The sequence below is a fragment of the Rhizobium sp. CFBP 13644 genome (assembly GCF_014842165.1).
Lineage (GTDB): Bacteria > Pseudomonadota > Alphaproteobacteria > Rhizobiales > Rhizobiaceae > Agrobacterium > Agrobacterium tumefaciens_C.
Window position 1 is genome coordinate 899614 of record NZ_JACYVF010000002.1, and the last position, 26649, is coordinate 926262.

At 59.4% G+C, this 26649-nt stretch carries 22 protein-coding genes; 6 read left to right on the forward strand and 16 right to left on the reverse strand.

Annotation, left to right across the window (positions count from 1 at the left end; translation table 11 throughout):
• Nucleotides 1-9 precede the first annotated feature (9 nt).
• The 14 genes from IFT53_RS09435 to IFT53_RS09500 all read right to left on the reverse strand — a co-directional run bounded on the left by IFT53_RS09435 (nucleotide 10) and on the right by IFT53_RS09500 (nucleotide 17214).
• Nucleotides 10-1026 (reverse strand): HAD family hydrolase, encoded by a 1017-nt coding sequence (locus IFT53_RS09435; protein ID WP_192063909.1) that lies wholly within the window; start codon nucleotides 1024-1026, stop codon nucleotides 10-12.
• Nucleotides 1023-2000: a formylglycine-generating enzyme family protein gene (locus IFT53_RS09440; protein WP_192063908.1), complete on the reverse strand. Its 978-nt coding sequence runs from the start codon at nucleotides 1998-2000 to the stop codon at nucleotides 1023-1025. The genes IFT53_RS09435 and IFT53_RS09440 overlap by 4 nt, the downstream gene beginning before the upstream one ends.
• 57 nt (nucleotides 2001-2057) lie before the next feature.
• On the reverse strand, nucleotides 2058-3386 hold the full coding sequence (locus IFT53_RS09445; protein WP_342365788.1) for a hypothetical protein: 1329 nt from the start codon (nucleotides 3384-3386) through the stop codon (nucleotides 2058-2060).
• Entirely contained in the window at nucleotides 3383-4936 is a 1554-nt protein-coding gene (locus IFT53_RS09450; RefSeq protein ID WP_192063907.1) for a VWA domain-containing protein, read from the reverse strand. Before IFT53_RS09450 ends, IFT53_RS09445 begins: the two co-directional genes overlap by 4 nt.
• A complete protein-coding gene (locus IFT53_RS09455; protein WP_192063906.1) occupies nucleotides 4933-5922 on the reverse strand; it encodes a vWA domain-containing protein in 990 nt (329 codons plus the stop codon). The genes IFT53_RS09450 and IFT53_RS09455 overlap by 4 nt, the downstream gene beginning before the upstream one ends.
• A complete protein-coding gene (locus IFT53_RS09460; protein ID WP_244656237.1) occupies nucleotides 5909-6418 on the reverse strand; it encodes a DUF4381 domain-containing protein in 510 nt (169 codons plus the stop codon). Before IFT53_RS09460 ends, IFT53_RS09455 begins: the two co-directional genes overlap by 14 nt.
• Nucleotides 6418-7353: a DUF58 domain-containing protein gene (locus IFT53_RS09465; protein ID WP_192063904.1), complete on the reverse strand. Its 936-nt coding sequence runs from the start codon at nucleotides 7351-7353 to the stop codon at nucleotides 6418-6420. Before IFT53_RS09465 ends, IFT53_RS09460 begins: the two co-directional genes overlap by 1 nt.
• Nucleotides 7350-8327, reverse strand: a complete 978-nt coding sequence (locus tag IFT53_RS09470) for an AAA family ATPase (RefSeq protein ID WP_192063903.1) — start codon at nucleotides 8325-8327, stop codon at nucleotides 7350-7352. The genes IFT53_RS09465 and IFT53_RS09470 overlap by 4 nt, the downstream gene beginning before the upstream one ends.
• 57 nt (nucleotides 8328-8384) lie before the next feature.
• Nucleotides 8385-10025, reverse strand: a complete 1641-nt coding sequence (locus tag IFT53_RS09475) for an arylsulfatase (RefSeq protein ID WP_192063902.1) — start codon at nucleotides 10023-10025, stop codon at nucleotides 8385-8387.
• Between the two features lie 141 nt (nucleotides 10026-10166).
• On the reverse strand, nucleotides 10167-11399 hold the full coding sequence (locus IFT53_RS09480) for an alpha/beta hydrolase (RefSeq protein WP_192063901.1): 1233 nt from the start codon (nucleotides 11397-11399) through the stop codon (nucleotides 10167-10169).
• Nucleotides 11399-12379, reverse strand: coding sequence for a SphA family protein (locus IFT53_RS09485; protein WP_192063900.1), 981 nt, complete (start codon nucleotides 12377-12379; stop codon nucleotides 11399-11401). Before IFT53_RS09485 ends, IFT53_RS09480 begins: the two co-directional genes overlap by 1 nt.
• Before the next feature lie 32 nt (nucleotides 12380-12411).
• On the reverse strand, nucleotides 12412-15012 hold the full coding sequence (locus tag IFT53_RS09490; protein ID WP_192063899.1) for an SH3 domain-containing protein: 2601 nt from the start codon (nucleotides 15010-15012) through the stop codon (nucleotides 12412-12414).
• 86 nt (nucleotides 15013-15098) lie between these two features.
• Nucleotides 15099-16814, reverse strand: coding sequence for a tetratricopeptide repeat protein (locus IFT53_RS09495; protein WP_244656236.1), 1716 nt, complete (start codon nucleotides 16812-16814; stop codon nucleotides 15099-15101).
• 112 nt (nucleotides 16815-16926) lie between these two features.
• The gene (locus IFT53_RS09500) at nucleotides 16927-17214 is read right to left on the reverse strand and encodes a hypothetical protein (protein ID WP_192063897.1); all 288 of its coding nucleotides are present in this window, start codon (nucleotides 17212-17214) and stop codon (nucleotides 16927-16929) included.
• A gap of 244 nt (nucleotides 17215-17458) precedes the next feature.
• Between IFT53_RS09500 and IFT53_RS09505 the strand changes: the two genes are divergently transcribed.
• The 3 genes from IFT53_RS09505 (at nucleotide 17459) to IFT53_RS09515 (ending at nucleotide 19982) form a co-directional block, all read left to right on the forward strand.
• Entirely contained in the window at nucleotides 17459-18211 is a 753-nt protein-coding gene (locus IFT53_RS09505; protein ID WP_192064449.1) for a hypothetical protein, read from the forward strand.
• A gap of 29 nt (nucleotides 18212-18240) precedes the next feature.
• On the forward strand, nucleotides 18241-18426 hold the full coding sequence (locus IFT53_RS24040; RefSeq protein ID WP_342365787.1) for a hypothetical protein: 186 nt from the start codon (nucleotides 18241-18243) through the stop codon (nucleotides 18424-18426).
• A gap of 281 nt (nucleotides 18427-18707) precedes the next feature.
• Nucleotides 18708-19982 (forward strand): diguanylate cyclase domain-containing protein, encoded by a 1275-nt coding sequence (locus IFT53_RS09515; RefSeq protein ID WP_192063896.1) that lies wholly within the window; start codon nucleotides 18708-18710, stop codon nucleotides 19980-19982.
• A gap of 375 nt (nucleotides 19983-20357) precedes the next feature.
• On the opposite strand, the gene IFT53_RS09520 is transcribed toward IFT53_RS09515, so the two are convergent.
• Nucleotides 20358-20774 (reverse strand): hypothetical protein, encoded by a 417-nt coding sequence (locus IFT53_RS09520; RefSeq protein WP_192063895.1) that lies wholly within the window; start codon nucleotides 20772-20774, stop codon nucleotides 20358-20360.
• Nucleotides 20771-22702: a DNA cytosine methyltransferase gene (locus IFT53_RS09525; protein WP_192063894.1), complete on the reverse strand. Its 1932-nt coding sequence runs from the start codon at nucleotides 22700-22702 to the stop codon at nucleotides 20771-20773. Before IFT53_RS09525 ends, IFT53_RS09520 begins: the two co-directional genes overlap by 4 nt.
• A 300-nt stretch (nucleotides 22703-23002) precedes the next feature.
• Between IFT53_RS09525 and IFT53_RS09530 the strand changes: the two genes are divergently transcribed.
• From IFT53_RS09530 to IFT53_RS09540, 3 genes are read left to right on the forward strand one after another with little or no spacing between them, the layout of a single operon-like run.
• Entirely contained in the window at nucleotides 23003-24097 is a 1095-nt protein-coding gene (locus tag IFT53_RS09530) for an ABC-three component system protein (protein WP_192063893.1), read from the forward strand.
• Nucleotides 24094-24579 (forward strand): ABC-three component system middle component 2, encoded by a 486-nt coding sequence (locus IFT53_RS09535; protein ID WP_192063892.1) that lies wholly within the window; start codon nucleotides 24094-24096, stop codon nucleotides 24577-24579. The genes IFT53_RS09530 and IFT53_RS09535 overlap by 4 nt, the downstream gene beginning before the upstream one ends.
• Nucleotides 24576-26423 (forward strand): coiled-coil domain-containing protein, encoded by a 1848-nt coding sequence (locus IFT53_RS09540; protein WP_192063891.1) that lies wholly within the window; start codon nucleotides 24576-24578, stop codon nucleotides 26421-26423. The genes IFT53_RS09535 and IFT53_RS09540 overlap by 4 nt, the downstream gene beginning before the upstream one ends.
• Nucleotides 26424-26649 lie beyond the last annotated feature (226 nt).

A 26649-nucleotide genomic window follows, 5' to 3' on the forward strand; every position in this document is an offset into this window, starting at 1 on the left:
CCGACGACCTCACTTGTCGAAAGCGAAGACCTTTTTCCAGTCCGCCTTCATGTCAACGACCAGCCAGTTGCGTCGCTCGGCTTCATCGAGAGCCTTGTCGAGCTTTCCGATCGGGCTCTTGCGATCATATGCGACTTCGCGCACGTCGTCGGTATGATGAACGATCATCGCAAAACCCGGTCCCTTGGCGGCGGTCACCCAGCGCAGCATCTCGTAGTCGCCGTCGGAATTGCCTGCGACGAAGATGGGCTTTCTTCCGATGAACTTGTTGATCCCCGCGGGCTTGCCCTTGCCGTCGTCGACGAAGTCGATCTTGGCCAACCGCCTCAGGACGGGCACGTCTCCGACGATGGCATATTCAGTGGTGATGGTGCTGCCGACAACCTGTTCAGGTGGGATGCCGTACATCTTCTCGGTCATGGGCCGCATGAACTCGACGCCTCCGCCCGAAACGATGTATGTCTTGAAGCCATTGGAGCGCAGATAGTCGAGAAGTTCCCGCATAGGAAGGAAGGTCATCTCGTCATAGGGCTTTCCCGTCTTTGGGTGCCTGGCACTAGCGAACCAGTCGGTGACGATCTTCGAGAACTGGTCCGTCGTCATGCCCGCGTGAGTGCTCATGGCGAGATCAACCGCGCCTTTTTCGCCAGACTTGAGAGCGCCCATCGGATTGCCCGACAGGACGGACTTGTACGGCTCCTTCGATTTCCAATCGGGATGCTGTGGTGCGAGCGTCTTCACACGGTCGAGCATGAAGGCGAACTGGAAATAGATCGGCTGCTCCGACCAGAGTGTGCCGTCGTTGTCGAACACGGCAATCCTGTCGTACGGCGCGACGTAACCGTCTCCGCCCTCCGTTACAGTCGCCTTGACGAAGTCCACGATCCGGGTTTTCGCTGCCGTGTCATTCCAGGACGGGAGCACCTCTTGTGCACTCGCCGGGCGGATCAGACCACTCAGCAACAGGACGGCCGCGACCGCAACTGCGGCGCAGATGGGTTCTATGGCGAACGTTAGTTTTCTCATCTCGGTGCTCCTTCATTGATCGACCGCTTCACGCAACGGAAGCCGACATGGCTGGTGGACGTGTCCTCCGCTTCCGCGTGACGGGCGGCAGGGCGATAGCGACGGCAATAGTTTGGCGCGCAGAGATGTGAGCCGCCCTTGAGCACTCTTCTCGCAATGCGGATCGTGGGCTGCCGGGGATCATAGCTCGCCTCGGTCAGGCCTCGTCGCGGATTGGTGGGAATACAGCATGAGCGCTTCGCGGGTTCTGGATGGTGGGTCGACCAGAAATCGCTGGTCCACTCCCAGACGTTGCCGATCATGTCGTAGAGGCCAAGCGCATTGGGCGGGAAAGATCGAACCGGGGATGTGCGCTCCTGACCCTTTGGTTTGTTAGACTGCGTCGGGAAGGTGCCGTTCCAGGTGTTCGCCATCGGAATTCCATCTGGTGCAAACTCGTCGCCCCACGCGAATTCAGTCTCGTCGGCACCGCCCTTGGCGGCCATTTCCCATTCTGCTTCTGTCGGGAGCGACATTCCTGCCCAGGTGGCGTAGGCGAGAGCATCGGCATAGGCGACGTGTACGACAGGGTGGTCGAGCTTGCCGCGCAGGTCGCTGAGCCCCCCTAGCGGACGCCGCCAGTTCGCGCCGAATTTGAAGTTCCACCATTGTGATATATCAGGTCCATCCAGCGATTTCGGCTGCGTGAAGACGAGGGAGCCCGCTCTCAACATCTCCGGCTTCGCACCCGGATATTCATTCAGATCAGGAGCCTTTTCGGCGACGGTGACGTGACCGGTCTTCTCGACGAACGCCTTGAACTGTCGGTTAGTAACGGGTACCGCTGATATCCAGAAACCGTCGACCGTTACGGGGTGTGCGGGGGCCTCCTCCGGATAATGACTGTCCGATCCCATCGTGAACGTCCGACCGGGAACCCATGCCAGCCCGTCCTCCGTTCCGGTATCTGCCGCGCTTTCGAATGCCAGTGCCATAGCCACCTCCGAACCGATACGTTGAACGTAGCGTTCACAACGCGCGTGGAAAGAATGTTACTGTAACAATGGGGGTAACAACGGGTGGTTGGCCGACGGGTTGAGCTCGGGAAGGGCATTCCTCGAGCGCTCGCCCGGTGGTGTCGGCAAAACGATCGCCGATGCGAGCGCCCGACGGTCCAGCTCAACATCGCATGAGCTGAAAAGGCGGCGTTCCAGGATGGCGACCTGCGCCGCGAGGGCAGGGTCCGTCGGTGTGCTGGTCCAAGCGGAAATGGTGCCGTAACCCAGCCGAAGACTCCAGTCATGAAGTGCCTGATAGACTGCATCGTCCGATCCGGTACGAACAAGGGCCCGCAGCCGTCGGAGCCTCCGTCGCGGGGAGTTGCGGCGCTGTCCAAGATACGTCTTCGCAGTCAGGCGGATGGTCGGATAGCGCCGCCATGCGAAGACCGCCAACGCGAGATCAATTGCCACGATCAGGAGCACCGCCAGCAATCCCCTTGTGGTCCAGCGAGAGGATCGTGGTTCCTGGTCGAGGACGGGAGCAATGCCTTCGCCCGTCGCCGCTTGCTGGACGACCAATGCGACGGCTGGAAGCGTCGCGATGGTGAGTTCCCGGCCTTCGATGTCGAACCACGGATAGGTGATCGGCGGAAGCGAGAAGCGGCCCTCGGTGGTTGTCGTGTAGACCACCGTCTCAGTTCTGGTGCTTCCGGTATCCACGCTGCGGCCGATACCACGCCTTTCGACGCCATCTGTGAGAACAGGCGGCTTTACGTAGCGCGCAGTGCCTGCCGCTTCCCCAAAGTCTACCGGAGGAATAAGCATGGCCTGTGTATTCGAGGCAAAGACGACGATCGTTCTCACAAGTGCGTCTCCTGCCTTGAGGGAGGCCGGATCCCGATCGAAGGACTGGGAGAGCATCAACCCCCGCGCCGCGAAAGGCGTCCCACTTTGTCCGGATGCAGCAACCACGTCGAATGAGGGTAGGCCTACCCGCACCGTTGCTCTTGTCGTCGTTCCGTCGGACGAGAAGCCGAGGTCTATACCGATCTCCGGGAGAGCGAAGGACCCCCGTTTTTCGGGAACCACGGCGTAGGTCTTCCTGATGCCGGAATACTGCACACCCTCGATCGTCTCGACCACGTTCTGCGCGCGGTCTTCGGAGAGAGTGACTAGAGCGTCCGGAACCTCGAAGAGCAGGAATTGCGGCGGAGTAGTGAAGAAGCCGGGCGCGTAGACTTCGACGACGACATGCACCTCTTCGCCGGGCACGATCCTGTCGGCCCGGTCGATGGAAGCGCGAGCGAAGGGGACAGCCGCGATGACCTGCCCGCATGTCAGGAATCCGACTATGATAACAAGCAGTCGAACGATGGTCACCGAGACATCCTCCCGGCCTCTATGGAGAACTTGCGCGCCATCAGGTCGGCCGGACTGACGGCGATGTTCTTCATCCAGGTTTCCGAAGCCTGCTCTGCAACTTCCACCGTGCCTTCTTTTCCCTGCTTCCCCTTTTCGTCGAACTGGACGCTGTCCGGGGCCTCGCTCGGCTGCTCTGGCTGATCTTCCTGCTTTTCCTGCTGAGCTTTGAGAAACCTTTGCGCAATGGCGAGGTTCGCTGTCGCTTCCGGCCAGTCCTTTCGCGTTTCCAGCGCCTTGCCGTAGGCCACAACTGCCTCATCGTACTTTGAAAGGTGCATAAGAGCATTGCCCTGGTCGTACCAGCTTTCCGGCGTGTCCAAGGTGGCGAGGGCATCTACCGCCTCCTGGAATTTTCCTGATCGATACAAGGCCACGCCCTTCCACACAGGATCGACGAAGCGCTCCGCTGCTGCCAGAGAGTTCCCTCGCTCGAACTGAATGCGACCCTGCTGGTCACGGGTCAGCCACATGTCGATGAGACTGTCGGCACGTGCGCTTTCGGCTGAAAACACATTGACTGCGAGAAGCAGGACGGCGGTTCGGACAACCCATCCTTTGCGGAACGTAGAGGCCATCGCGATCGCCAGCGGAATGATCAGCCACCAGCCGCGGTCGCGCCAACGGTCGCCGTCTGACGCTTCTCTCTGCGCGAAGTCGGATCGGACTCGCTGGGCTATCCACCGAACGTCCGTGTCGTCGTCCGTCGCCGTCGCGACCGCGGCCCCCGTCTGCTTACCGATCTCCTCCAGCTTCGCCATGTCGAGCTTCGATAACAGGCGAGACCCTGAAGCGTCGGATACGAACCCGCCTTGGGGCGTTCTCACCGGGCCGCCAGCCGCAGTGCCGATTCCGAGGATGACGATCGCGTTGGCACTCGATTTCAACGAGTTCGTCGCGACCTCCTCGATGCCGTCGGTCAGCAGTAGGATCGTCCCAGTTGATCCCTCCTTCCGGAGCAGGCTGTTCGAAAGTGTGATTGCCGAGGCCGTGTCCTTGCCTGATTTCGGCATGATCCGTGTCGCCAGCGCGTCGGAATAGCTCTCGAGCAGCGCAACGTCTTCCGTTGGCGGCAGGACGAGGTGTGCTGTCCCGGCGTAGGCGACGATCGCGGTGCGAGCGCCCGCCCGCGCGGCCAGGATGTCTCTGATCTTCAACTTGGCGCGCTCGAGCCGCGAAGGGGTCACGTCGATTGCGTCCATGGTCGCAGAAAGATCGACTGCGATGACCAGAGGCGCGGTATCCTGGACAAAATGCGGAGGCTCGCGCTGCCATGTGGGCCCGGCAACGCCGACGATCCCCAGGACAAGCATTCCGAAAAGCAGCCATGATGGTCTCACCCTGGAGCCCGGCGACCCGTCAACGATCAGGCTTTCGAGCAGATGCGGCGCGATCATGCCCTTCCAGCGGGAGCGCATGTCGCCCGACCGTGACGCCAGCCACAGGATCACTGCTGGCAGAGACAGCAAGAGCAGCAACCAAGGGCGGATGAAGTGGAAGTCTGAGATCATGCGGAGGCCCTCCGGCGAATAATGCCAGCCGCGCCAACAAGCGCATGATAGCCTGCGAGCAGCAGCACGGCAGCCAGCAGCGGCCAGTGGAACAGCTCGACGCGAGGTCGCCAGGACAGATTCTTCTGGTCTTTCGGGGTGATCCGGTCGAGTACCTGGTAGATTGCAGCGAGCTGCGTCTGGTCGCCGCCGAAGAAGTAGCGGCCGCCCGTCTTGCCGGCGATCTCCTGCAGCGTGGCAGTGTCGAGCTTATCTTCACCCGTTGCCTCCGGATCGCCGATACCGACGGCATGGACGATCACGCCCTTCGACTTCGCGATCTCCGCAGCTTTCAGAGGGGGCATCCGGCTCGCCGTGTCGTTGCCATCCGTCAGCACGATGAGCACCTTTTCGGGCACCGCCGTCTTCTCGAACATCTTGATCGCAAGTCCGAGTGCGTCCCCAAGTGCCGTCCTCGGTCCCGCCATACCCGGCACGGCATCGGCAATCATCGTCCCGATCAGCTCGTGATCCATGGTGAAGGGCGCGAGTGGGTAGGGTGCATCGCCAAAGGCCACGAGGCCGATCCGGTCTCCCGGTCTCCCGGTCACGAAATCCGCAACGACCTGTTTGACCGCGTCGACACGGGGGAGAGGCGCTCCGTCCGCGCCGGGGAAGTCCCTGGCATCCATTGACTGCGACAGGTCGAGAGCAAGCAGGATGTCCCGCTGCGGTTCGACCTTTTCGATGGGTGGCTCGACGAACTGCGGTCGGGCGAGTGCGAGCACGATGAGACACCAGGCCAGCGTCTCGCAGCCGAGCTGCGGCCAGGATCTGATCGCGGCGACTGAACCTTCGGAAGGAATAACACCGGCGGCCTCTGTCACCTGCGGGAAAAACGGGAGGCGTATCGACGCTGATGTTTCCCGGTGCGGTGGAAGCAGCCACCAGACAAGCACGGGCGCGGGGAGCACGAGAAGGAGCCATGGAAGTTCAAGCTGGTACATGATGCCGCTCGATCCAGGCCCGCGCGGTCGCCAGGACATCGTCGCGCACATGCGACGGCAGATGGGCGACCGCGTCCGCATCATGATACTCGAAGTCAGTCAGAAGCCATTCGAGCGTACGGGTATCGGTATCGCCGTGGTTTGCGAGAAATTCCGCCCAGTCCGCGTTCGAGAGGGAGGCGACCTCGCTGCGGGGCCATGCGGCCAGAGCGGTCCGCTTCAGCAGCACTCCCAGTCGAAGGACACCTTCGCGACGGGTCGTAGGGTGTTCGAGAAGATGACGGATGGTGCCGAGCATCGCCAGCGCCTCCCTCCGATACGCATCGGCCCGGTATCGTCTAACCCATCGAAACACAGCGATGGTGCACGCCGCCGTAAGCAACGCGGCAACGACCAGCCAGCCCCATGTCTGCGGCATCATCGAAACGGGGTCCGGGAGAACGATATCGTTAAGCGAGCGAAGCGCCGTCTGCAGCGCGGCGTCGGCGTGTTCCATCATCGCCTCCTCTGGGACCAGGCGGACTGTCCGAGCAGGCGGCGAAGCTGCGGTGCCGTCTCCTCGGCCGCCGAGATCGGAAGCATCGGCATGCCCAGCTCCTGTTGCCATTCCAGCAGCGCGCGGCCGCGATCGCGCGCGAAGGCGTCGATCGAGGATCGGGTAGCTGCTGAGTTGAACGCAAGCTCCGCCTGCGGCCCGCCGCCGCTGGCGACAATGCCCCCCGAAGTCGGAAGGCTCAAGAAAAACGGATCGAAGACGAGGAGGCACATCACGTCGTTCCGGGACGAAAGCATCAGAAGGAGGTCGCGGGTACGGTACGTATGACCCTCGAAGTCTGAGATGACGACAACGAGGTGGTCGTGGTGCGCCACGTTGGCGACGGTTTCAAGCACCGCCTCCAGGCGACTTGGTTTTGAGGTTCCGGCAGCATCGGCTTTCAACCCGTTGTTGCGCAAGGCGATACGGTCGGCGAGGGCTATGACCGCGTTGCGGCTGCGATGAGGTTTGATCTCGTCCGTGTCGGTGTCGCCAACCACGAAACCGCCGACCCTGTCGCCCGATCCGAATATCCGCCACGCGCAGAGCATGGCCGCCTCGGCAGCCGTGACCGATTTCATCGCTCGGCGGCTGCCGAAGAACATGTTGATCCGCTGATCGACAACGATAAGGGCAGGGCGTTCCTTCTCCTCGGAATAAACCCGCACGACGGGCTTGGTCGTTCTTGCCGTGACCCGCCAGTCGATCGAACGGATGTCGTCGCCCGGCAGGTAGTTGCGCAGTTCCTCGAAAGTCAGCCCGCGGCCCCGCGTCGCAGATTTCATGCGTCCGGCAAGCTGCTGGTGGCTACGAGCCTTCTGCACGAAACTCAGGTCGCGCGCCTGTGTCTCAAGCCTGACCAGTCCTTCGGTCGAGACGTAGACGCCGCCGCTCATGACACGGCTACCAGTTGGACAATCCGGTCGATCACCTGGTCCGGTGTGGTGTTCGAGGCATGCGCCTCGTAGGAAAGGATCAGTCTGTGGCGGAAGACACCATGGACAATCGCTTTCACGTCGTCGGGTGTCACGTAGTCACGGCCCTTGAGCCAGGCGTACGCTCTTGAAACCTTGTCAAGACCGATAACACCACGCGGGCTGACACCGACCTCGAGAAGCTTGGCCAACTCCTTGTCATAGCGGTCCGGGTACCGGGTCGCGAAGACCAGCGCCACCATGTATTTCTCGACCGGGTCGGAGACAGTGATCGTTCCGATCTCCTTGCGGGCGTCGAAGACGGCCTGCGGGCTGAGTTTGTGCGGCGGCTGCGGCTTCGCCCCGCCATGCGTCGCGTTCTCCTCATCGCGGTTCAGCCGCATGATCGCCGCTTCGGACCGCTCGTCGGGATAGCCGACCTCCACATGCATCAGGAAGCGGTCGAGCTGGGCTTCGGGCAGCGGATATGTGCCTTCCTGCTCGATCGGGTTCTGCGTGGCCATCACCATGAAGAGGTCAGGAAGGGGATAGCTCTTGCCGCCGACCGTCACCTGGTGTTCCTCCATGGCTTCCAACAGCGCGGACTGCACCTTAGCGGGCGCCCGGTTGATCTCGTCGGCGAGAATCAGGTTGGCGAAGATCGGCCCCTGCTGGAACCTGAACTCTCCCTTGCCACCTTCCGAGAAATAGATTTCAGATCCCGTTATGTCGGCGGGCAGGAGATCGGGCGTGAACTGTACCCGCGAGAGTTCTGCATCGAGGTTCTTTGCGAGGCTTTTGATTGCCCTTGTCTTGGCTAGGCCCGGTAACCCTTCGACCAGCAGATGCCCGTTTGCAAGCAGTCCCAGCAGGAGCCGCTCGACCATCTGGTCCTGGCCGATGATTGACTGGCCGATACGCTTGCCGAGTTCGATGATGTCGTCACGGGCAGCCATATTCGTCCCCTCGGAAAATGATGAGGGGCGCGCCGAAGCCAGCGCGCCCGTTGAGCTTTACTTCTCGATGCCTCGGTCCTTGAAAGACTGGTCGATCGCCTTGTCGACCTGCTCGCGGACGCCTTCAATGTTGAAGCTGGCAACGCGCTGGCTCGGCGGATACTTCACGAAGGTTTCGAGAAATGCTGCGCCTTGCAGTTGGCCCTTCACCAGCAGGAAATCGTTGCGCGTCAGCCAGTCGTTGTACTGGTCGGATACGACGTCGGCACGTTCGTAGGGGTCCATGCGTAGATTGAATAGCTTCGGAATGCGCCACGTCACGAACGGGGTCTGCCAGACTGCGAATCCGCCGGGCGCTGGCTGTTCCTTGAACACGACCTTCCAGTCGTCGTAGCGCGTGGCCACCAGATCGCCGTCGTCGTCGAAGTAGTAGAAGTCCTTGCGGGCGCTTTTTTCGGTCTTGCCCGTGATGTAGTCGAGTTGATTGTAGCCATCCAGATGGTTCTTGAATGTCGTGCTGCTTCCCGACGGCTGCCATCCCGATAGAAGACGAGTCTTAACGTCCGTGTCGCCCGCCGCCGCTAGAAGAGTCGGAAACCAGTCGAGTCCGGAGAACATCTCGTTTGAGACCTGGCCGGCGGCCACGTGGCCCGGCCATCTGATCATCGCGGGCACACGGAAAGCGCCCTCCCAGTTCGTGTTCTTCTCGCTGCGGAAAGGTGTCGTAGCCGCATCCGGCCAGGAGAACTGGTTGGGGCCATTGTCGGTCGTGTAGACCACTATCGTATTGTCCGCGATGCCGAGGTCGTCGAGAGCTTTTAGAAGCTTGCCGACGTCGCCGTCGTGTTCAAGCATGCCGTCTGCGTACTCGTTGCCGGGCATCCCGGCCTTGTCGCGCATCGACTCTCTGACGTGCGTCGCGAAGTGCATGCGCGTGGTGTTCATCCAGGTGAAGAACGGCTTGTTTGCCTTTGCCTGACGGCCGATGAAGTCGATGGCCGCGGCCGTCGTGTCGTCATCTATCGTCTCCATCCGTTTCTTTGTCAGCGGCCCGCTGTCTTCGATCTTGCCGTCCGCGGACGACCTGATCACGCCCCGCGGCGAATAAGCCTTGAGAAACTCGGCATCGTCCTTCGGCCACATCGCGGCCTCCGGCTCCTCTTCGGCGTTGAGGTGATAGAGGTTACCGAAGAACTCGTCGAAGCCGTGGTTGGTCGGCAGGTATTCGTCCTTGTCACCAAGATGGTTCTTGCCGAACTGCCCGGTAGCATATCCCAGTGGCTTGAGAGCCTGGGCGATCGTGATGTCGCCCGCCTGCAATCCGACTGGAGCACCCGGAGCACCCACTTTGCACAGCCCTGTTCGAAGGCAGGCCTGGCCAGTAATGAAGGTCGAACGGCCCGCCGTGCAGGAATTCTCGGCATAATAGTCGGTGAACATCATGCCCGCCTTGGCGATGCTGTCGATGTTCGGGGTCTTGTAGCCGACCACGCCGAATGAATAGGCGCTGATGTTCGTCTGGCCGATGTCGTCGCCGAAGATCACGAGGATATTGGGTTTGCTGTTGTCTGCTGCTGGCGGTGTCGTAGTCGTTGCGGGGGCGGGTTGCTGGGCGATTGCGGTACTGACAACAATCCCTGATGTCATTGCGATTGCGGCTGTGGCGGCAAGAAGTCTTCGATAGAAGGGCGTACTCATCACACGGTTCCTTTCTGCGTGCATCTGGCTTTCTGTTCGTCCGGCGTTGCGGCGCGATCATGCGTCAGGGTCGATGGAGGAGTAAGCTTGTAACGGTAACAATGGGCGTAGCAGGGGGTAACAATCGGCCCAAACGGACGACTATTGTGTCAGAGGACCCTGCTTCCCATCACTTTCCAGCTCGCCATCCAACTCCGACGCGCTGGATTGTCGTTTTCTTGCAGGCTGTTCGATAATCGTAAGGGGCGCAGCTACGGCAGCCCCCGCAACCGAGCCCACGGTACGCACCGTCCCGCCGACCACAGCGGCGACACCTTGTCCGAGAGAGACGTTGCTGTCGGTGAGAGCCTGACCCGTCATCAGCCGCTGACCGATGAGTTGTACGATCTCAGGGCTTTCGGCGAATTTGCCGTGATGGAGACTATCGCCTGTCTTCACCTTCGTCAGATCGATCGCGGTGATACCCGCTTTCTCAAGACGTGATCGGTACGGCTCCTTCGTCGGGTCAATCGCTCCGAGGCGTGAAACGTTCCCGGTGATGAAACTCGAAGCAGCCAGAGCGCGGTCGTCCTGGGACACGAAGATCGTGAACTTTGGCCTTGGCGCACCCATCTCGACGAACTGCTTGGCAAAGACCTGGATGTCGATGTCGGGCGAGGCGAGGATCACGTCCTTGATCTTGTTCTCCACACGCCCATCGCGAATACCCATCTGACGCAGCGATTCCATCGCGAGCCACGTTCCCATCGAATGCGCGAGGATCGTGACGTCCTTGACGGCGGGATCGGCTGCAAGCACCCGTAGCGACTGCTCGAGCGCAGTCCTTGAATAGTTGGTGCTCTCCTTGTCGTACTCGTAGCCGGTTAGCTGCGCCCGCGATGGCCATGTGAACAGGATCGGTGTGGCTACCATACCGCTGTCGTGAACGATCTGGGCGAGGCGAAATACGCTGTCTTCGTACCTGTTGTTGAAACCATGGATGAACACCAGCGCATGGCCACCCTCCATGTGCTGGCGGAACCATGCGCGACCCTCAGTAACGGTTCTGATTGGCCTGACACGAGTTACCGCGAAATCGGTGGCTGGATCCGGGGGCAGGCGAGCGGGCCATTGAACTGTTCCAGCTTCCCGCTTGGCGGGTATGGAGACAGCTACGTCGGTCATGTAGGTTCTGGGGCTTCGTTCGCCGTTGAACAGCGTCCTGGGATCACCCGATGGCTGGCGGGTCGTCGCAACTAGCATGTTGATGCCAGCCGTTTTCGAGGGCGTCGACAGTGCAACTGGCTGCATCACTCCAACTGGATGACCGCAGCCCGCGAGCATAGAAAGGCTACAGGTCAGGACCTTCCACCGCAGGGCTGACTGTGCAACCATCACTGCGCCGCGATGTTCGCTGGTTTCGTGATCGACAGCGGCATAGAGATGCTAAGGAAGACGACGTCGCCTTCCGCGCGGTTTTCGGCGCCGAACTCGTGGAAGTACTTGATCCTGGTAGAAATCGGAAGCTCGCCCGCCTTGAAGGTATATCCGATCGTCGCTCCGATTGCTGCAACCTGTCCCTTGAAGTCGCTTGTGGCTCCTGCACCGCTGTCTCCCGTCACCTGATTGTAATAGTAACCCACCAGACCAGCATCGAACTGCTCATTGAAATGCTGAACGGCGGCCCATTCGAAGTGGAACTCGTTGCCTGTCCGGTAGTCCGTCGCCGGGTTTTCGGCATTGAAGCTCATCCCGACGACTGCCGAAAGATCAAGGCCAACCGCGGGGTCGAGCCAGGTCAACCCTGCCGACACGTCGGCTCCCCAGTGGTGAAAAGCGACGTTTGATATCTCACCCTCCTGGTAGTCTCCGATCGGAACGTTGACGAGAAGACTGGTCTGCCAATGGAAGTTTCCTTCCTCCCATCCGAGAAGCCCGCCCAGAACCGGATCGCCGATCGTGAAGACCGAATCGGATGTGGAACCAGATGCGGAGCCACCGAGCGGACCTGCGAGCGTTACATCGGCTTTTGTTTTCTTCCAGCCGATCGGCAGGGTGGCTGTCAATCCGACATGTCCGCCCAGTATCTCTTCCGGCAGTACCCACAGCACCGTCGGAACATCGATGACCGCTGACCCGTCCACGCCCACTGCCAGACGGCCACCTGACGGCAGCGCGCGGCCTCCGCCAAGCTCGCCGGAATAGATGTAGACATCGTTGGAGAAGAACACGCCGGGTGGAGGGGTGATTGCAGCAGCGGGACCCTTTGAGCCGAGAAGGTAGAATCCTGCACCGCCCTCCGCCGCCATTCCGAGGGATGGAAGCAGCGCCGCCGCTGTAATGATGCAAAGTCCAAGTCTTGTATCGCAGGTCATCGATGTCCCCATCTTCAAGAAATCAAAAAAGCTCAGCGTCTGCGGAAATTGCCCCCGCCGTGAAAACCACCGCCGCCACGAAAGCCACCACCACCCCTGAACCCGCTGAACTCGCGGCCTCCGCCTGCACCTAAGTGCCTGCCGCCGCTGAACTGGCCGATATCGCGGCGACCGAAACTCCGTGACAGCTCGCGCTGGTTGCCGACGTGCCGCGCGACCCGATCAACACCGAGGTGCTCGGGAGCCCGATCGCGAACCTGCCGACGTGGGGCGTTCTGGCGATCTTGCACGCGGGTCTGGACCCGCTCCTGAACGGCGGGACGGTTCTGCACCCTGTTCTGGATGTTCTGCGCACGCTCGGGTGCGTTCTCCCGAATGCGGTCCGCTGCTTCCGGATGTCTGGAAGCGAAGTGCTCGCCTGCGTTCTTGAGATCGTCTGTCGAAGGGCGGTTGACGGGGTTCCACCCATCGGGTGTGTGTTTCTGCCACTCGCCGTTCTCGCGACGATAGACGTTCCCGTCGCGTCCGGCGTAGATGTCTCCACCTTTGCCTCCGGCGATGAAGCCACGGTCTCCCGAAGAGTTGCGCCAGCGCAGTCCGGCTGCATTCTGGGTCGATCCGCCACTGATGCGGGCGAACTCACCGCCTTGCTTCACGGCAGCCGTCCCCCAGGAGCCGTACACGTTGGAGCCGCCGCGCGCCGCCACCGCGTTGCCTGTTCTTGGATTGAAAGCTGCGACGAAGCCGCGGGAGCCTGCCGGACCCGAGATGGCGCCGCCTCTCATATAGGTTCCAGTCCGGGGATTGTACGCCGCACCGCCTGCAATTCCGCGATAGGGGCCGTAGGCATAACCGTAGCGCCCGAACGTTCCGAATGCAGGATTGTAGAAGGCTCCCACACCGTAGGTTACAGGGCGCGGATAATAGGGCCAGTATCCGCCGGACCAAGCGAAATCCCACCAAGCCGGGTAGGCCCACCCGGTTCCCCAGACAAGCGCATCCCATGCGAGATAGGCTCCCAGGTATCCTGCCGTGTAGCCGTACCAAACGGCGTCGGGCTCAGTGTCATAGACCCTGACATATGTGACGTTGTAGACGGGGGACGACGCGGGGATCTTGTAGATCTCGTCCGGTACCGCCTTTGCAAGTTCGAAAGGTCCCGCTGGCGTGTCGCCAACGAACCAGACGCCGTCCTTGAGCACGAAATACTTTTCCGCGACCTTGATAACCTGCTCGTTCGAGTTCACCGCGTAGGAGAGGGTGGTGCCATCGATCGGCTCGAATTTGGGATCGCCGCTGTAGGCGACCTCGACCTTGACCGTTCCATCCGTAGCGACCCGTGCCATCTGTGGAATGCTAGCCTTGAGCCGTGCCTCGGCGCTCTCTGAAGTGCCCGGTATGGATGCGCGGACCGCGTAGTACGGAGCGTCCTGCGGAATGCTCTGGAAACCCGAGGGAAGGTTCGGAGTGGCGAACGTCCATGGGCCATCCAACGAGGTCGCTGAGAACCAACGGCCTGACAGCAGCACGTACCAGGTCTTGTCCGCCGGATGGTAGAAGACGTCGCTGGTCGTATTCGACACCCACTGTAGGCCAGTGCCCGGTACCTTCTCCAGCGCAGGCTTGCCCTGGAAGACAAGCAACTCGGCTGGAACATCCGAGTAGAAGACCTTGGGCACGCCGCCATCGGCAAACTTCGTCCCAGTCAAGGAGCCCTTCACATCCTTCCAGGTGTCTTCCTCGGGTAGTTTGAATAGTTGCGACGGTAGGGTCTCGACCTCCGTCCATTCGCCTTCGAGGCTTGCGGCCGTCAGCCAGCTTTTCTCGTCGCGGAGATAGAAGCTTTTGTCGGCGTCGATCTGGAAGATGTCCCAGTTCGTGTTGACGACGAAAGAAAGCCCCTCGACCCCTTTCACCGGAGAGAGCACCGCCTTGCCGTCGGTCTGCACCAGCACTGCTGGAACGATGCTCGTGAATACGGGTGGTGCTTCAGCCTTCAGCCCGGACACATCGTTCAGTCGCTTGTAGTCAGACAGGCTCGCGGTCAGGCGATCCTGCGATACCGTGATGGGATCCGTCGGAAGAATACCGCCCACACCAAGTGACAGTTTCGAAAGCTGCTCCTTGTCGAGAGTGGAAAAGTTGACCTCGCTTAGTTCGACATCGGTCAAAACAACGTTCCCGGTCTCGTCGTCGGCGACCGCCTTCGCGGATATTCCTAGCACGCCGTAGATCGGCGATGCCTCCTTCGAGGTTTTGAGTTCTGCGGCGATCATCGCGTCGAGCTTCACGAACCCCGGCCAGTCGACCACCTGGGGCTGGAAGAGGGTGAGCGTCGCTCCACTGTCGGCGGTGAAGGTCTTTGGCCAGGAAGGTCCCTCGGCAGCGGACTGAGTGAGATATTTTCCGCTGACGAAGCCGTTCTCCTTGCCAAAGGCAACGGCACACCACGCGCCGCTCGCATCGCATTCCTTGAGATCGACCTGTCCGCCGTCCGGCACCTTTCCGATGGCGGCAAATCCCGTTCCCGGTCCAGAACGGAGGTTGACGCTGGCAGTAAGGGTCGCAGGATCGGCAAAGACGTTGCCCGCGAGAAACGTTGAGGCGACAAGAAAGACAAGCAATTTGCGCATCGTGACGATCCTTCGAATTCATCGCCCGCCATCCGCGGACGAATGAAGGGAAGGCCATCACAGCGTCCGACGCAAGCTTGTTACTGTTACATTGAGCCGTTGACAGCGACTACTGGCGCGCTCAGGCCCGCCTGGCGGAACCCTTCCCTTAGCGCCGCCTCAAGTTCAGGGTCGCAGCGTGTTCCCTCGAATATGGAAGCGACCATGCGGTCAAGGTTGGGATGCTGTAGTCTTGCTGAGGCGATCTCCTTGTCGGTCGCCGCGCGATCGCCAGTACGTGCCACTGCGGCGATCCTAATGGCCGCGGTTACGGTGTCTGCAGCCGGGACCTGACGGGCAAGAAAGACTGCCTGCGCATATTGACCCCGACGGTACGCGTCTAGCACCATGACGAAACTAGCGTCCTTGAGCGGCTGCCCCGCTACGTCAGCCGCTTGCTGCGCAAGTTTCAGGCCCTCATCCCACTGCCCGTTGAGAAAAGTGGCCATGGCTAGCTTGGCGAGAAGGTCCGCGTTCTCAGGATTAAGTGCGAGGCCGCGCCGAGCTGCCGCGATCGACATGTCGATCTGCCCAGCTTGGTACTGCGTCGCCAGTTGCGCCAGCGCCGCACGCACCGAGGTGGGAGACACCGAGGCAGCCCTGTTGGCCAGATCAAGAGCGGGACCGAAATAACTTTTGTCCCCGGTCATACGACCTGTCCACATTCTCACACGCGCCAGGGTGCCCATGGCGTCAGCATCGGAAGGGTCCGCTTCTATGGTCGCCTCCAGACATCCCCGAGCCGCGATGATGCCAGGTAGGTCGCGCAGTTCGACTGCCCTCTCGCCCCGCAACACGCAGACATTACCCGTAGTGCTTTTCGGAAGACCACGCCTTAGTTCGATAGCATTTATCGCGCCAGCCTGACCTGCGAGTTTACGGGACACGCCTTGGACCAAAGCGGTTATGTTGTCGGATGTGCTCCCCTCAGCACTTTCCCTGCGATCCTCATCAGTCCAGACGGCCTCTCCTGTACGGGAGTCCGACACCTGCCACCAGACTGAAACAAAGGAAGCTCCTTGCAAATAGCGAAGCCTGACTTCATAGGCTGTCTGCTCCGGCGCGGTTAGCGCACTTCGTGGCGCAGCAGATGCCGACTGGAGACGCATTGTGCCAAAACGTGCGATTGAGAGGGCCAGCTTCTCAAGGAGAGCCGCACCCGCCGGGTCGATATCTTGAGAGGGAGCCATCAACAGCGATACGAGGGGCTTGCGGGTGTAGGGTGGCGACTGCGTCATGTGCCCGATGAAAGCGTAAGCGCCTCCTGCCAAAACGAGTAGAAGCCCGACTGCGACGGAGAAATTGCGCCAACGTTCGCGGTGCGCTGGTGGCGCCGTGTCCGTCGGCTGGACCGCCAAGACCTCGGGCTGGGAGACATCCTCCTGGGCGTCCTCCTCCAGCGGGCAAGGTGGATGGTTACGTTCCACGAAGAATGGAACGTAACGCCCCCGCGGAATCTCGAGCCGTGCACCGGCCTCGCTGGCTATCTCCTGGTAGTACTTCTGGAGTGTTTCGCGAAGCCTGGTTGCTTCGATGCGCACGATCGGATCCGAAGAGGGATTAAAGGATGGCGGTCGGTTGAATACGTCGATTGCCACCGAGTAGGCTTTGACCGTGCTGGTGCGGCCTTCGAAACGAGCGTCGATTATGTATTTAAGAAAAGCCCGGTGCCGATCGGATACGTGAAGTCTTGGGTCTGCTAGAAGACGCTCGGCTTCCGCACGGGCATCATTCTCGGAGACTTCATGTTCCCCCATAATCATGCCGTTCGCTGCCATTGAGCAACCCTCACGTTCGCTCGCCTATTAGCGGTGTAAAATGTACGTTGCCGCACATTGCGTTACAACTGCAAAAGGTAGTGTTCATACCCTGAATTCAACCGGGTTCTTTATTAGGATGTCCGCTGCGCGCGAGGCAGCGCGAACGCACATCGCCCTCAAGTTCCAGGCACACGTTACGGTACTCCTCGAGAAGTGGATCCTGTCGATCTTCCTGCTTGCGATGCAGTCGGTCGAAGGTTGTCGTGGCATCCTGGTAGGCCTCGCAAAGAGCCTCAAGACCCGCGTCGGTCTGCCACAGGACTTGGAGCTCGCGGCGCAGCGAAGGCAGCCGAAGCATCAGTTTCAACATTCCGCGACGGGCAACTTCTCTGCTGCTATCCATGGCCTTCCAACGTTCCTCTCCTGAAGGAGGCGCGAGTGGGGCGAAAACGTCCAAGTTGCCCACATGCCAACGAAAAGCGAGGTTGTTACTGTAACAATAGCCAGGCCGACAAGCGATTTACGCGATTGTAACAGTAACACGGTGGGCTACATCCCAACTTCGTGCTGGACTGCTTCCGAACAACGAGGAGGTTCCCTTGATACGCTCTGTTGCCCTCGCGTCCACGCTCGCGTGGCTCGCCACCATGGCGTCTCCGGCCTTCGCCCAGGAAGCGCATGACTCCGTCAATGACGCGAACAATCCCCTGACCCCGAAAATCACCATCAATCTGCAGGACTACTTCATCCCGTCCTTCACCGACACGCCGGGCGACCCACACGCCAACCAGTTCCTTCTTAGAGGCTTGGTGCCTTCCGACATGTTTGGCGCGCCGCAGCTCCTGCGGTTTACGCTTCCCATCGCGACTTCGCCGGATGTCCCATCCGGTTATGTCACAGGTCTGGGCGATCTGACACTGATGGACATCTTCATTCTCCCCAAGCAGGGCGACGTGACATTCGGCGCGGGACCTCTCGTCGTTGTGCCGACCGCCACCGACGATTCTCTCGGAAGCGGGAAATGGCAGGTCGGCGGCGCGGGCATTGTCGTCGCCCCGCAGAAGTGGGGACTGCTCGGTGGACTCGTCACCTATCAGACCTCCTTCGCCGGGTCTGACGAGCGCGATGACGTAAACCTGTTCACCTTCCAGCCGATCCTCAACGTGAACCTTTCGGACGGCTGGTATCTGCGATCGTCCGCGACCTGGAACTTCAACCTCGAGAGCGGCGCGTCCTACATCCCGGTCGGGGCGGGCATCGGCAAGGTCTTCAAGCTCGACAAGGGGATCACGATGAACGCTTTCGTCGAGCCCCAGTACACGGTCTGGAGCGAAGGGGGTGGTGCGCCACGGTGGCAGATATTCGCGGGTCTCAACTTTCAGTTTCCCGTAGGTCGTTGATGAAAATGCGTTCGTGGAAGGAGAAGACTATGCGTAAGCTCTATTGGCAAAGAACGAACTCAATGCCTGCTCGCTCGACAACATCACTGCACAGAGGCGCGAACTACCTGCCGATCATGGCAGGTTGGAACTATACGGTGAGGCTTTATAGGGCGCACCCGGAAATCCTGGACGGGCAATGGAAGTTTCCAAAACCTGTCGCGATGCAGTGTTGACCACGCCAGAGCGTGGGCACATGAAAAGATGGCGGTTGCGTATGGAGATGCTGGAGACCCTCGGAAGGCCGAAACATGACCTCGTGGGATTTATAACGACCTTCCTCCGAGGCCTCCAGTCGGTGCCACGCGGCAGTTATCAGCCAACGCCTCGCTTTACGGCAACCTTAATTTCAGCACGACGTTTAACGGAGACAACTATGCCTTGAATGGAAAGGCTGGTCTGCGGTTGAACTGGTAGGATGCCCTCCACAGGAAGCAGGTTGGCTACGGGAGGAGCGATGCAGCCCAAGAATGGTTTAGACGAGGACAGTGCGGAGGTTCGCCTCGCCCTTTTTGACTTCGCGTTCGCCCATGCACCGATCGGCGTGGCTGTTGTCGACGTGGAAGGCCGCATCCTCCGTGCCAATGACGCATTCTCCAGGCTCGTCGGGATTTCTCAAGCGGCTCTGCACCGAATGCCATTTGCAGACTTTACGCACCCGGACGATCTTGAAGCCGACATGATCCTGTTCAGGCAGGTCCTGGCTGGAAAGCGGGACGGCTACACGATCGAGAAGCGCTACGTGCGCCCGGATGGACGGATAGTGGAGGTCGTCATCCATATAGCGGCGATGCGCGACACTTCTGGCAAGGTCATCCGTTTCCTGTCGCAGATAGAAGACATCACTGTTCACAAGGAGCATGAACGTCAACTGGCGGAGAAGGCGGCTCAACTAGAGCTCGCGATGGAGGCGGTACGAGGAGGGTTCTGGCACATGGACGTGTCCACTGATACGTTCGAGACATCCGACCGCTTGGCAGCATTCATAGGTGGCCCAGAGGCTGCCAGGCTCGATCTGCAGCGATACCTTGAGAAAGTGAACCCGGAGGATTCCTCGGCCGCAGATCTGACGCCCCTTCTGTCCGGCGCGGTCGATCAGTCGGTCGCGGAGTATCGCCTCGACACGGTCTTCGGCGAAAAATGGATGCGCTGCGATCGACGTCTGCTCAGGGATACAAACGGGAAGCCTCGAAGGATTGTCGGCGTCGCCATCGACTTTACGGACGAGCATCGTCGGCTCGAGGCTTCGGAACGAAATGCTGAGAGCGATACCCTGACCGGATTTCTGAACAGAAGAGGGCTAGCGAACCAATACGGGCGGATGACGACTGCTTCCGGTATCGGCGTTCTCGCAATCGACCTTGATGGCTTCAAGCAGGTCAACGACATCTTCGGTCATCCTGCGGGCGACGCAGTACTTGAAGAAACGGCTCGCAGGCTTCGCCTCTGCATTCGCCAGACAGATCTGGCAGCTCGCATCGGCGGAGACGAATTCGTTCTGATCATCGCGGGGGACCGGCAGGCAGTTGAGGATGTCGCCGAACGGGTCGTCCTCGCAATGCGGAAATCGATCAGTCTGGGAGATGCCCAGGCAGACGTCCGGGTCACCGTCGGGGGAATTTGGTCGGATGCCAAAATCAATCTGGCAAGACTGGTGTCTCAGGCGGACGCAGTTCTCTATGCCGCCAAGGCGGGAGGCAAGGATAGATGGGCCACTGAGGTTCCTCGTTAGATCAGACTTCGAATTGTAACCGGAGAACGCGACGTTCTTGAAAGCGGTGTCTATTTATACTTATCCTGCTGCTGAGAGAGCGACAACACCATCAAAGAAGTAACCACGGCGTGTGAGACGAAGATGATTGCAGTTGCGCCGGCGAAACGCCGAAAGCATCCTTGAAAAAAGGAGCGATCGATGCCCGTCAACTACCCGGAGTCCCGGCTAATAGCAGCATGCCTTCGATGTTTGCAAATTGGCTTGCGCACTCGAAACGCCGGCTACATGCGCTGGTGGCTTCGCAGAGCCGAATACCTGCTGCAGACCGGAGGTTCATCGGAACAGAGAGACCGGCTCAAAGCATACGAGGAGCGAATGAAGCTTCTGGAGGCGTCAAATCATCATTCCAGGTTCGGGATCGTCGTCTGAACGCCACTCCAAATCCTTCGGCTCAGGATATGAGCCATCCTCGGGCAAATCCGCGATGATTGGTTCGTTCGCCACGATAAGAACGGCAGTGCGCGGAACCTCCCCATGAGCCACGATCCGTTCGGTGAGATTGGCTAAACGCTCTGCGATAGCTTTCTTCTCGGCACCTTTGATCAGGCCGCGCCTCTCATCGATTACTCGCAACTGACCTAACGCCGTGTCCAGTTCTTCGCGTGAAGTGCCGCTGCCGATCAACAATCCGTCGGAATCATAGACCGCGAAGCGTATGCCTTGATGCTCGTTCAATACCTCTTCAGGTTCGCCATCTAGGTTGATCGTGAGGTATTGATCGTCTGGATCTGCTTCGATAACGACTGTCATATTATTCGTCCTTCTAAATGAGGTATGTGTGCAATCGTGGACGTAGATGCGGAGGAGGTGTTTGACGCACGATCAAGATGGTGGCATCGCATAACCAGCGAGGGTGCCTCGATGCTCAGGCGCGCTTCGGAACTGCGAAACATCGCGTCCCAGTCGATCTCCCACCCCTTTAGGGCAGAGACCATCGCCAACCCCATCGCTTGAGCTACCGCTGGCACAACCGCATTTCCGATTTGGTCGGCAACAGGCCCGTGACCGCCGATGAACTCCCATGTGTCCGGAAATCCTTGGAGCCTCGCGCGCATGCGATTCGTCAGGCCGGGCGCAAAACCTTCCCGCGAGCCTTCATCTTCCGTCGGCGCGGACTTCGCCGGAGGGGCGTAGCGAAGCTGCCTCCTGTCGGCACGGATCGCCTCTCCCTCGCGCGCGCTGCCTTGGTAGCCCCGGATTGTGTCTGCCCGGTAGTCGCGATCCCTCTTGGCCTGCAGCCAGGCTTCCGCGCCGGACCAGCCGTTTTCGCTCATAAGGTCAGCGAGGGCGTCGCCCACGTTCGAAGAGAGTTCCGGAAACTTTCTCGGCATTCGGAAGGCACCCGCCAGATCCTTGCGCATCCCCACCAACATGATGCGGGACCGGTTCTGCGGAACGCCATAGTCCTTGGCGTTGATCCGGTGGATTTCCGTCGAGTATCCTGCCTTGGAGAATTCGCGCAGTAGAAACGCAACGTAGTCCGCGTGGCGAGAGTGCAGGAGGCCTTCGACGTTCTCAAACAGGAATGCCTTCGGCGCAATCTCGCGCACAGCACGCACGCCTTCCATCATCAGGTTATTTTCGTCGTGTCGCCCCTTTTTCTGGCCGACCGTGCTGAACGGAGTGCAGGGAAGCCCACCCGTCAGTAGGTCGATCCGCTGGTCGTGGTACTGGCTGAAGTCGACCTTTCGGACGTCAGCCTGGACGACGTTCCAGTTCGGCCGATTGGCTCGCAGTGTGGCCACCGCATTCCTGTTCATTTCGATGAGAGCGACATGCTCGAATCCTGCGCGCTCCAGGCCTAGGGCGAGACCACCGGCACCGGCGCACAGCTCGACAACGCGGGGACGGTAACGCTGTGGTGGAATTTCGGCCAACGGCTTGCGAGAAAGTCCTACGAAAGACATCCGGCTTTGCCCTGTCAAAGTCGACAGTACGCGCGTCTCCATTGGGCCGATTTCGCCAAGCTGCCCGGAGGCGATGTCGCCAAGCATCTTGCGTGCCATCGCCATGCGATATGCCGGTGTCGCGGGTCGCAGCGAAGCGAGCGTGGGCTCCTCCTTACCAAACAGGATATCGCACTCAGCTTTAAGGATTCCCGCCTGATGGCGAAGGCCCTCCTTTATGATGGAAGCCTTCCCGTCAACGTGTCGGAAATACTGCCTTAGCTCATCCACGAAGGAAGCCGCACGCTCCTCGAAAGACGCAACCGCTGCCTTTGCCTGTCGACGCACGGCCGCCGCGACGGCTTTCCTGTTCGCAGCAGTCAATGCTTCAGCCGGCGTCAATCTAGCGTCGGCCAACCGCTTCTTAATGAGGGCGATGTCCTTCGTATCGATGCGCGCTCCGATCTCCATGCGCTCTAGGACTTCCTGCCGTGTATCCGGGTCGGCAGCTACCAGGGCTTTGACGACGGGAAACGATGCGCGCGCCTCTCGAAGGATATCTTCTGATCCTCTCAAGGACATCGCGACCCCCATGTAGGTCGACAGCTCGGTCGCAGGCAGATTGCACCGAGCTTTTAGGAAAGCCTTTGCTTCCGCGGCGGGAACAACGGTCGTCAGCTTTTCGATTTCGACGGCCATCGCCAGGACGCGATCGGTCATCTGCTGCTGCAGATCGGATATCCGCCTGAGCGCCGCGGAAAGCGCCTGTGCTTTCGGGTCAATGCCTGTCATTGAAGTGTCCCTGTTTGGGACGTGCATACGACACCGGATATTTCATCGCCGGTAATCGGATCGATAAAATGCGAGCAATTTCAGAGTATTCAGACGGATCAGCGGTTTTCCTAATTCTAAATTGTCGAAAGGTATCGGAGCGATCGCAAGCAGGGGAGAATGCGGTGCTCAACATTGGCTTCATAATCGCGCAGAATGCAGAACTTCCTGGCAAACATTCCTAGATCTTATCGTGAGTTGTAAGTCGTCACATCCACGACTAACACTCTCTTTCAGTTTATTGTGGAATCGGAAGTTGTCTTGCTCACGAAGATCAAACCCAAGGCTACGGATGCGGTGCCAACGGCAGCACAAATCGCAACTGGCATTCCTATCTCGCCGATCAGCTTGATCCGTGTACTATCGCCTAGCGACTGGGAGGATTTCACCCATGAGTGGCTGTGGTACTATGAGAATACAGGCGTCTATTCTGACGTAAATAAATTTTCTGGCGCCGGTGACCTTGGTCTCGACCTTATCGCCTTCACTGACCCAAAAGGATTCGACGCACCATGGGACAGCTTTCAGTGCAAGCGTTATGGGAATGCGCTGGAGCCGGGTGATGTCTTTCCCGAGGTCGCCAAGATCATCTTTCATTCGTTCACGGCCGTGCCTCCGTTCAATCAACAGGAACGTATTCCTCGTCGCCACGTGTTCGTTTCTCCATTGGGCATCGGCATTACGGTTAATCGGCTGATGAAAGACGCTGCGCGCTTCAAGACCAGGGTCCGGACAGACTGGGACAAGCTGGTACCCAAGATCTCGAGTGGACTGAACGCACCGCTCGTAGGCGAGTTGCTTGCGTGGTTCGAAGGCTTCGATTTCTCGATTTTCCAAACGGTTTCGGCTGTAGATCTCATCGCTACCCACAAGTTGACTGGCTTTCACGCCATGCGGTTCGGCGGCGGCCTTCCGCCGCGCGCGCCCGCGAGTCCACCGCCCCTGGCACCTAGCACAGGCGAGAGTGTGTACATCCGCAAGCTCTTCGAGGCCTACGGCGACATTCTTAGGAAGCCGGTAGCCTCTCCTAGTGACGCGGGCCTGGCCCTTGAACGCCACTATGACCGACAAAGGTCGTTGTTCTACAGTGCTGAGTCCTTGCGGAACTTCGCGCGAGATCGAAGCCTGAAAGGCACGTTTGATGCGCTACAACAGGATATCTACAACGGTGTGATTGACACTTGTGAAGACGATCATGAAAATGGATTCGCGAGGGTGAAAGAGGTCGTTAAAGAGGCGGGCAGGCTGCCGGCGCGTGGCAACGCGCTCTACTCTGTCTCGACGGTCGCGGACCTGCAGGGGATATGTCATCAGCTCGCGAATGAAGATCGCCTTCACTGGATCAAGAAGTCATGACGGAGCCATTCAACAGCCCCTTGGAGACCGGGATGAGAACACTCGTCGTTCTAGCGGCATCCTATCCTCGCACGCATGACCTTGGGCGCTTGGTGCAATACGATTACCTCGTGGTGCATTCCGCTGATGCCGATGGACCTCCGAGCCTGCATCCCCCACTTCCGCTGCGGTCCGGCGAACTGCTCGTCAGGCGAGGCCTTGTGGAAAGAGGCGTGCAGCTCTTAATGGGGCGCGGACTTGCCAAAAGAATTCTCACGAACGAGGGCATCCTGTACCAGGCCGAGGAAGCCGCTGGCGCGTTTCTCGACAATCTCGAGGCGCCCTACAGCCGCCACTTGCAAGCAAGGGCGGAATGGGTGGCCGAGACTTTCGATGAATTGACCGACCATGAACTCGATGATGTCATTCACGGCTTATTTTCAAAATGGACCGCCGAATTCCAACCATTCGAAACTATGACAAGCGAAGACGACAGCCTATGAATAATCTATTTCTTCGCTACCTCGGATACTATGGGCCCGGCCGGCAACCAGCCGAGATCGAGTTCGTTACCGGACTCAACGTCATCTGTGGGGCGTCCGAGACCGGGAAATCCTTCATTGCCGAAAGCGTTGACTTCATGCTGGGCAGAGAGCTGCCAGAGCGCAGCATCTCTGAACAGGTCGGCTATGATCGGATCAGATTGGCGATCGATAGCTCTGACGGCAGACCGTTGACAATAGACAGGAGCACCGAAGGGGGGGATTTTCTCGCTTATGACGAGCTTCTTACAGGTAGCATGCCGACTGGTGAGCAGCGAAAGCTGCGATGGAAACACGCAGGGACCCGGACCGACACCCTGTCGTTCGAACTGCTTGACAGGCTAGGGTACGCGGGACGGCGTCTTCGGCAGAACTCAAAGGGGAAGACACGTTCGATAAGCTTTCGCGACGTCGCACGTCTCTGCGTCGCGACCGAGGGGGATATCCAGCGAAAGAGCTCGCCCGCCTTGTCGGGGCAGTTCGTAACAGCGACCGCTGAGTACGCGGCGTTTAAGCTTCTCCTCACCGGAGTAGACGATAGCTCATTGGTGTCTCTGGACGACGATTCACCTCAACGCCAGCGCGACGACGGTAAAGTTGAACTTCTCGACCAGATGATAGCTGAGATGCAGGCTGAACTCGATGAAGCTGGCGTCGATGAGAACGAACTTCGCGAGCAGGAAGAAAAGCTTACGAATGCCTTGAACCTTCAGGCGAAAGTTCTTCTCTCGGCGCAAGCCGAGTTCGACGGTCTTTTGGAGAGACGGGGAACGGTGGCGACTGTAATTAGGTCTTCACGTGCGCGAATGAAGGAGATTGAGGAGCTGGTCGCACGCTTCAACCTGTTGGACACGCATTACAAAACCGATATCGAGCGACTCGGGTCGATTTACGAGAGCGGATCTTTTCTCGTCCACCTTACGGTGCTCTCATGTTCGGTTTGCGGAGCTCATCCAGGCGCTCAGCACCTCGAGTCCGATTGCGACGGCAACGTCGAGGCGGTTGTAAACGCCTCGCGGGCTGAGATTGCGAAGATCGAACGGCTTCGACGTGAACTTTCCGACACGCTCGAGGTCTTGCGAAAGGAGCATCGAGATCTCGGCCATAATCTCCCGGCAATCGCAACGGAATACAGGAACCTTGAATCCCAGTTGTCCGAGATCGTCTCGCCGAGCGTGGCCGACAAGCGAACTTCGTTTAACGAGTTGACCGCGAAACTCGCGGCGGTCCGAGGTTCGCTCGGCAAGCTGGCTTCGCTCGCACGCCTGATGGAGCGTAAGAGGACGTTGGTGGAGGAAGAAGATGTTGAAGGAAACGACAAGCAGAACACCAAGACCGTCATTCCAAAATCGGTGCAAGAGGAATTCGCCAAAGAGGTCCAGCAAATCCTGTTAGATTGGGATTATCCCGAGGCATCAAAGGTATTCTTTGATGAGGGATCCAGAGATCTAGTGATCTCCGGAAAGGGACGCGGAAGCACTGGGAAGGGGCTTCGCGCCATTACGCATGCCGCTTTCACAATCGGGCTACTGCAGTTTTGCAAGGAGCGAGATCTTCCTCACCCAGGGTTCGTGGTGCTTGATTCGCCGCTGCTTGCGTACTGGAAGCCCGAAGGCGAGCACGATGACCTTCGAGGTACTGATCTTAAAGCTAATTTCTATACTTACTTGGTCGGCATGTCCAAAGACTGCCAAGTGATCGTGGTCGAGAACGAACACCCCCCCGCTTTTGTCGATTATCAGGGGAAAGTGAGCGTGTTCACAAAAAATCCGATGGTGGGCAGGTACGGCTTCTTCCCGGTATAGCCGCTTAGAGAGATCCACGACATGGCCATCTATCGCGCGGCGGCAGGAGAGGCGATGCCTGAATAACTCACCCCTACGTCGAATGAACTGCCCCTTATACCACGACGCTTTTGCGTTAAGATTACATCAGCACCCCAATAGGAAAGTAAGCGCCGTTTTGATGGCACGTGGTTTTACGCTTGACGGAATGGAATGACGTTGTTGCCGCGCATGAACGCGAGGGCAC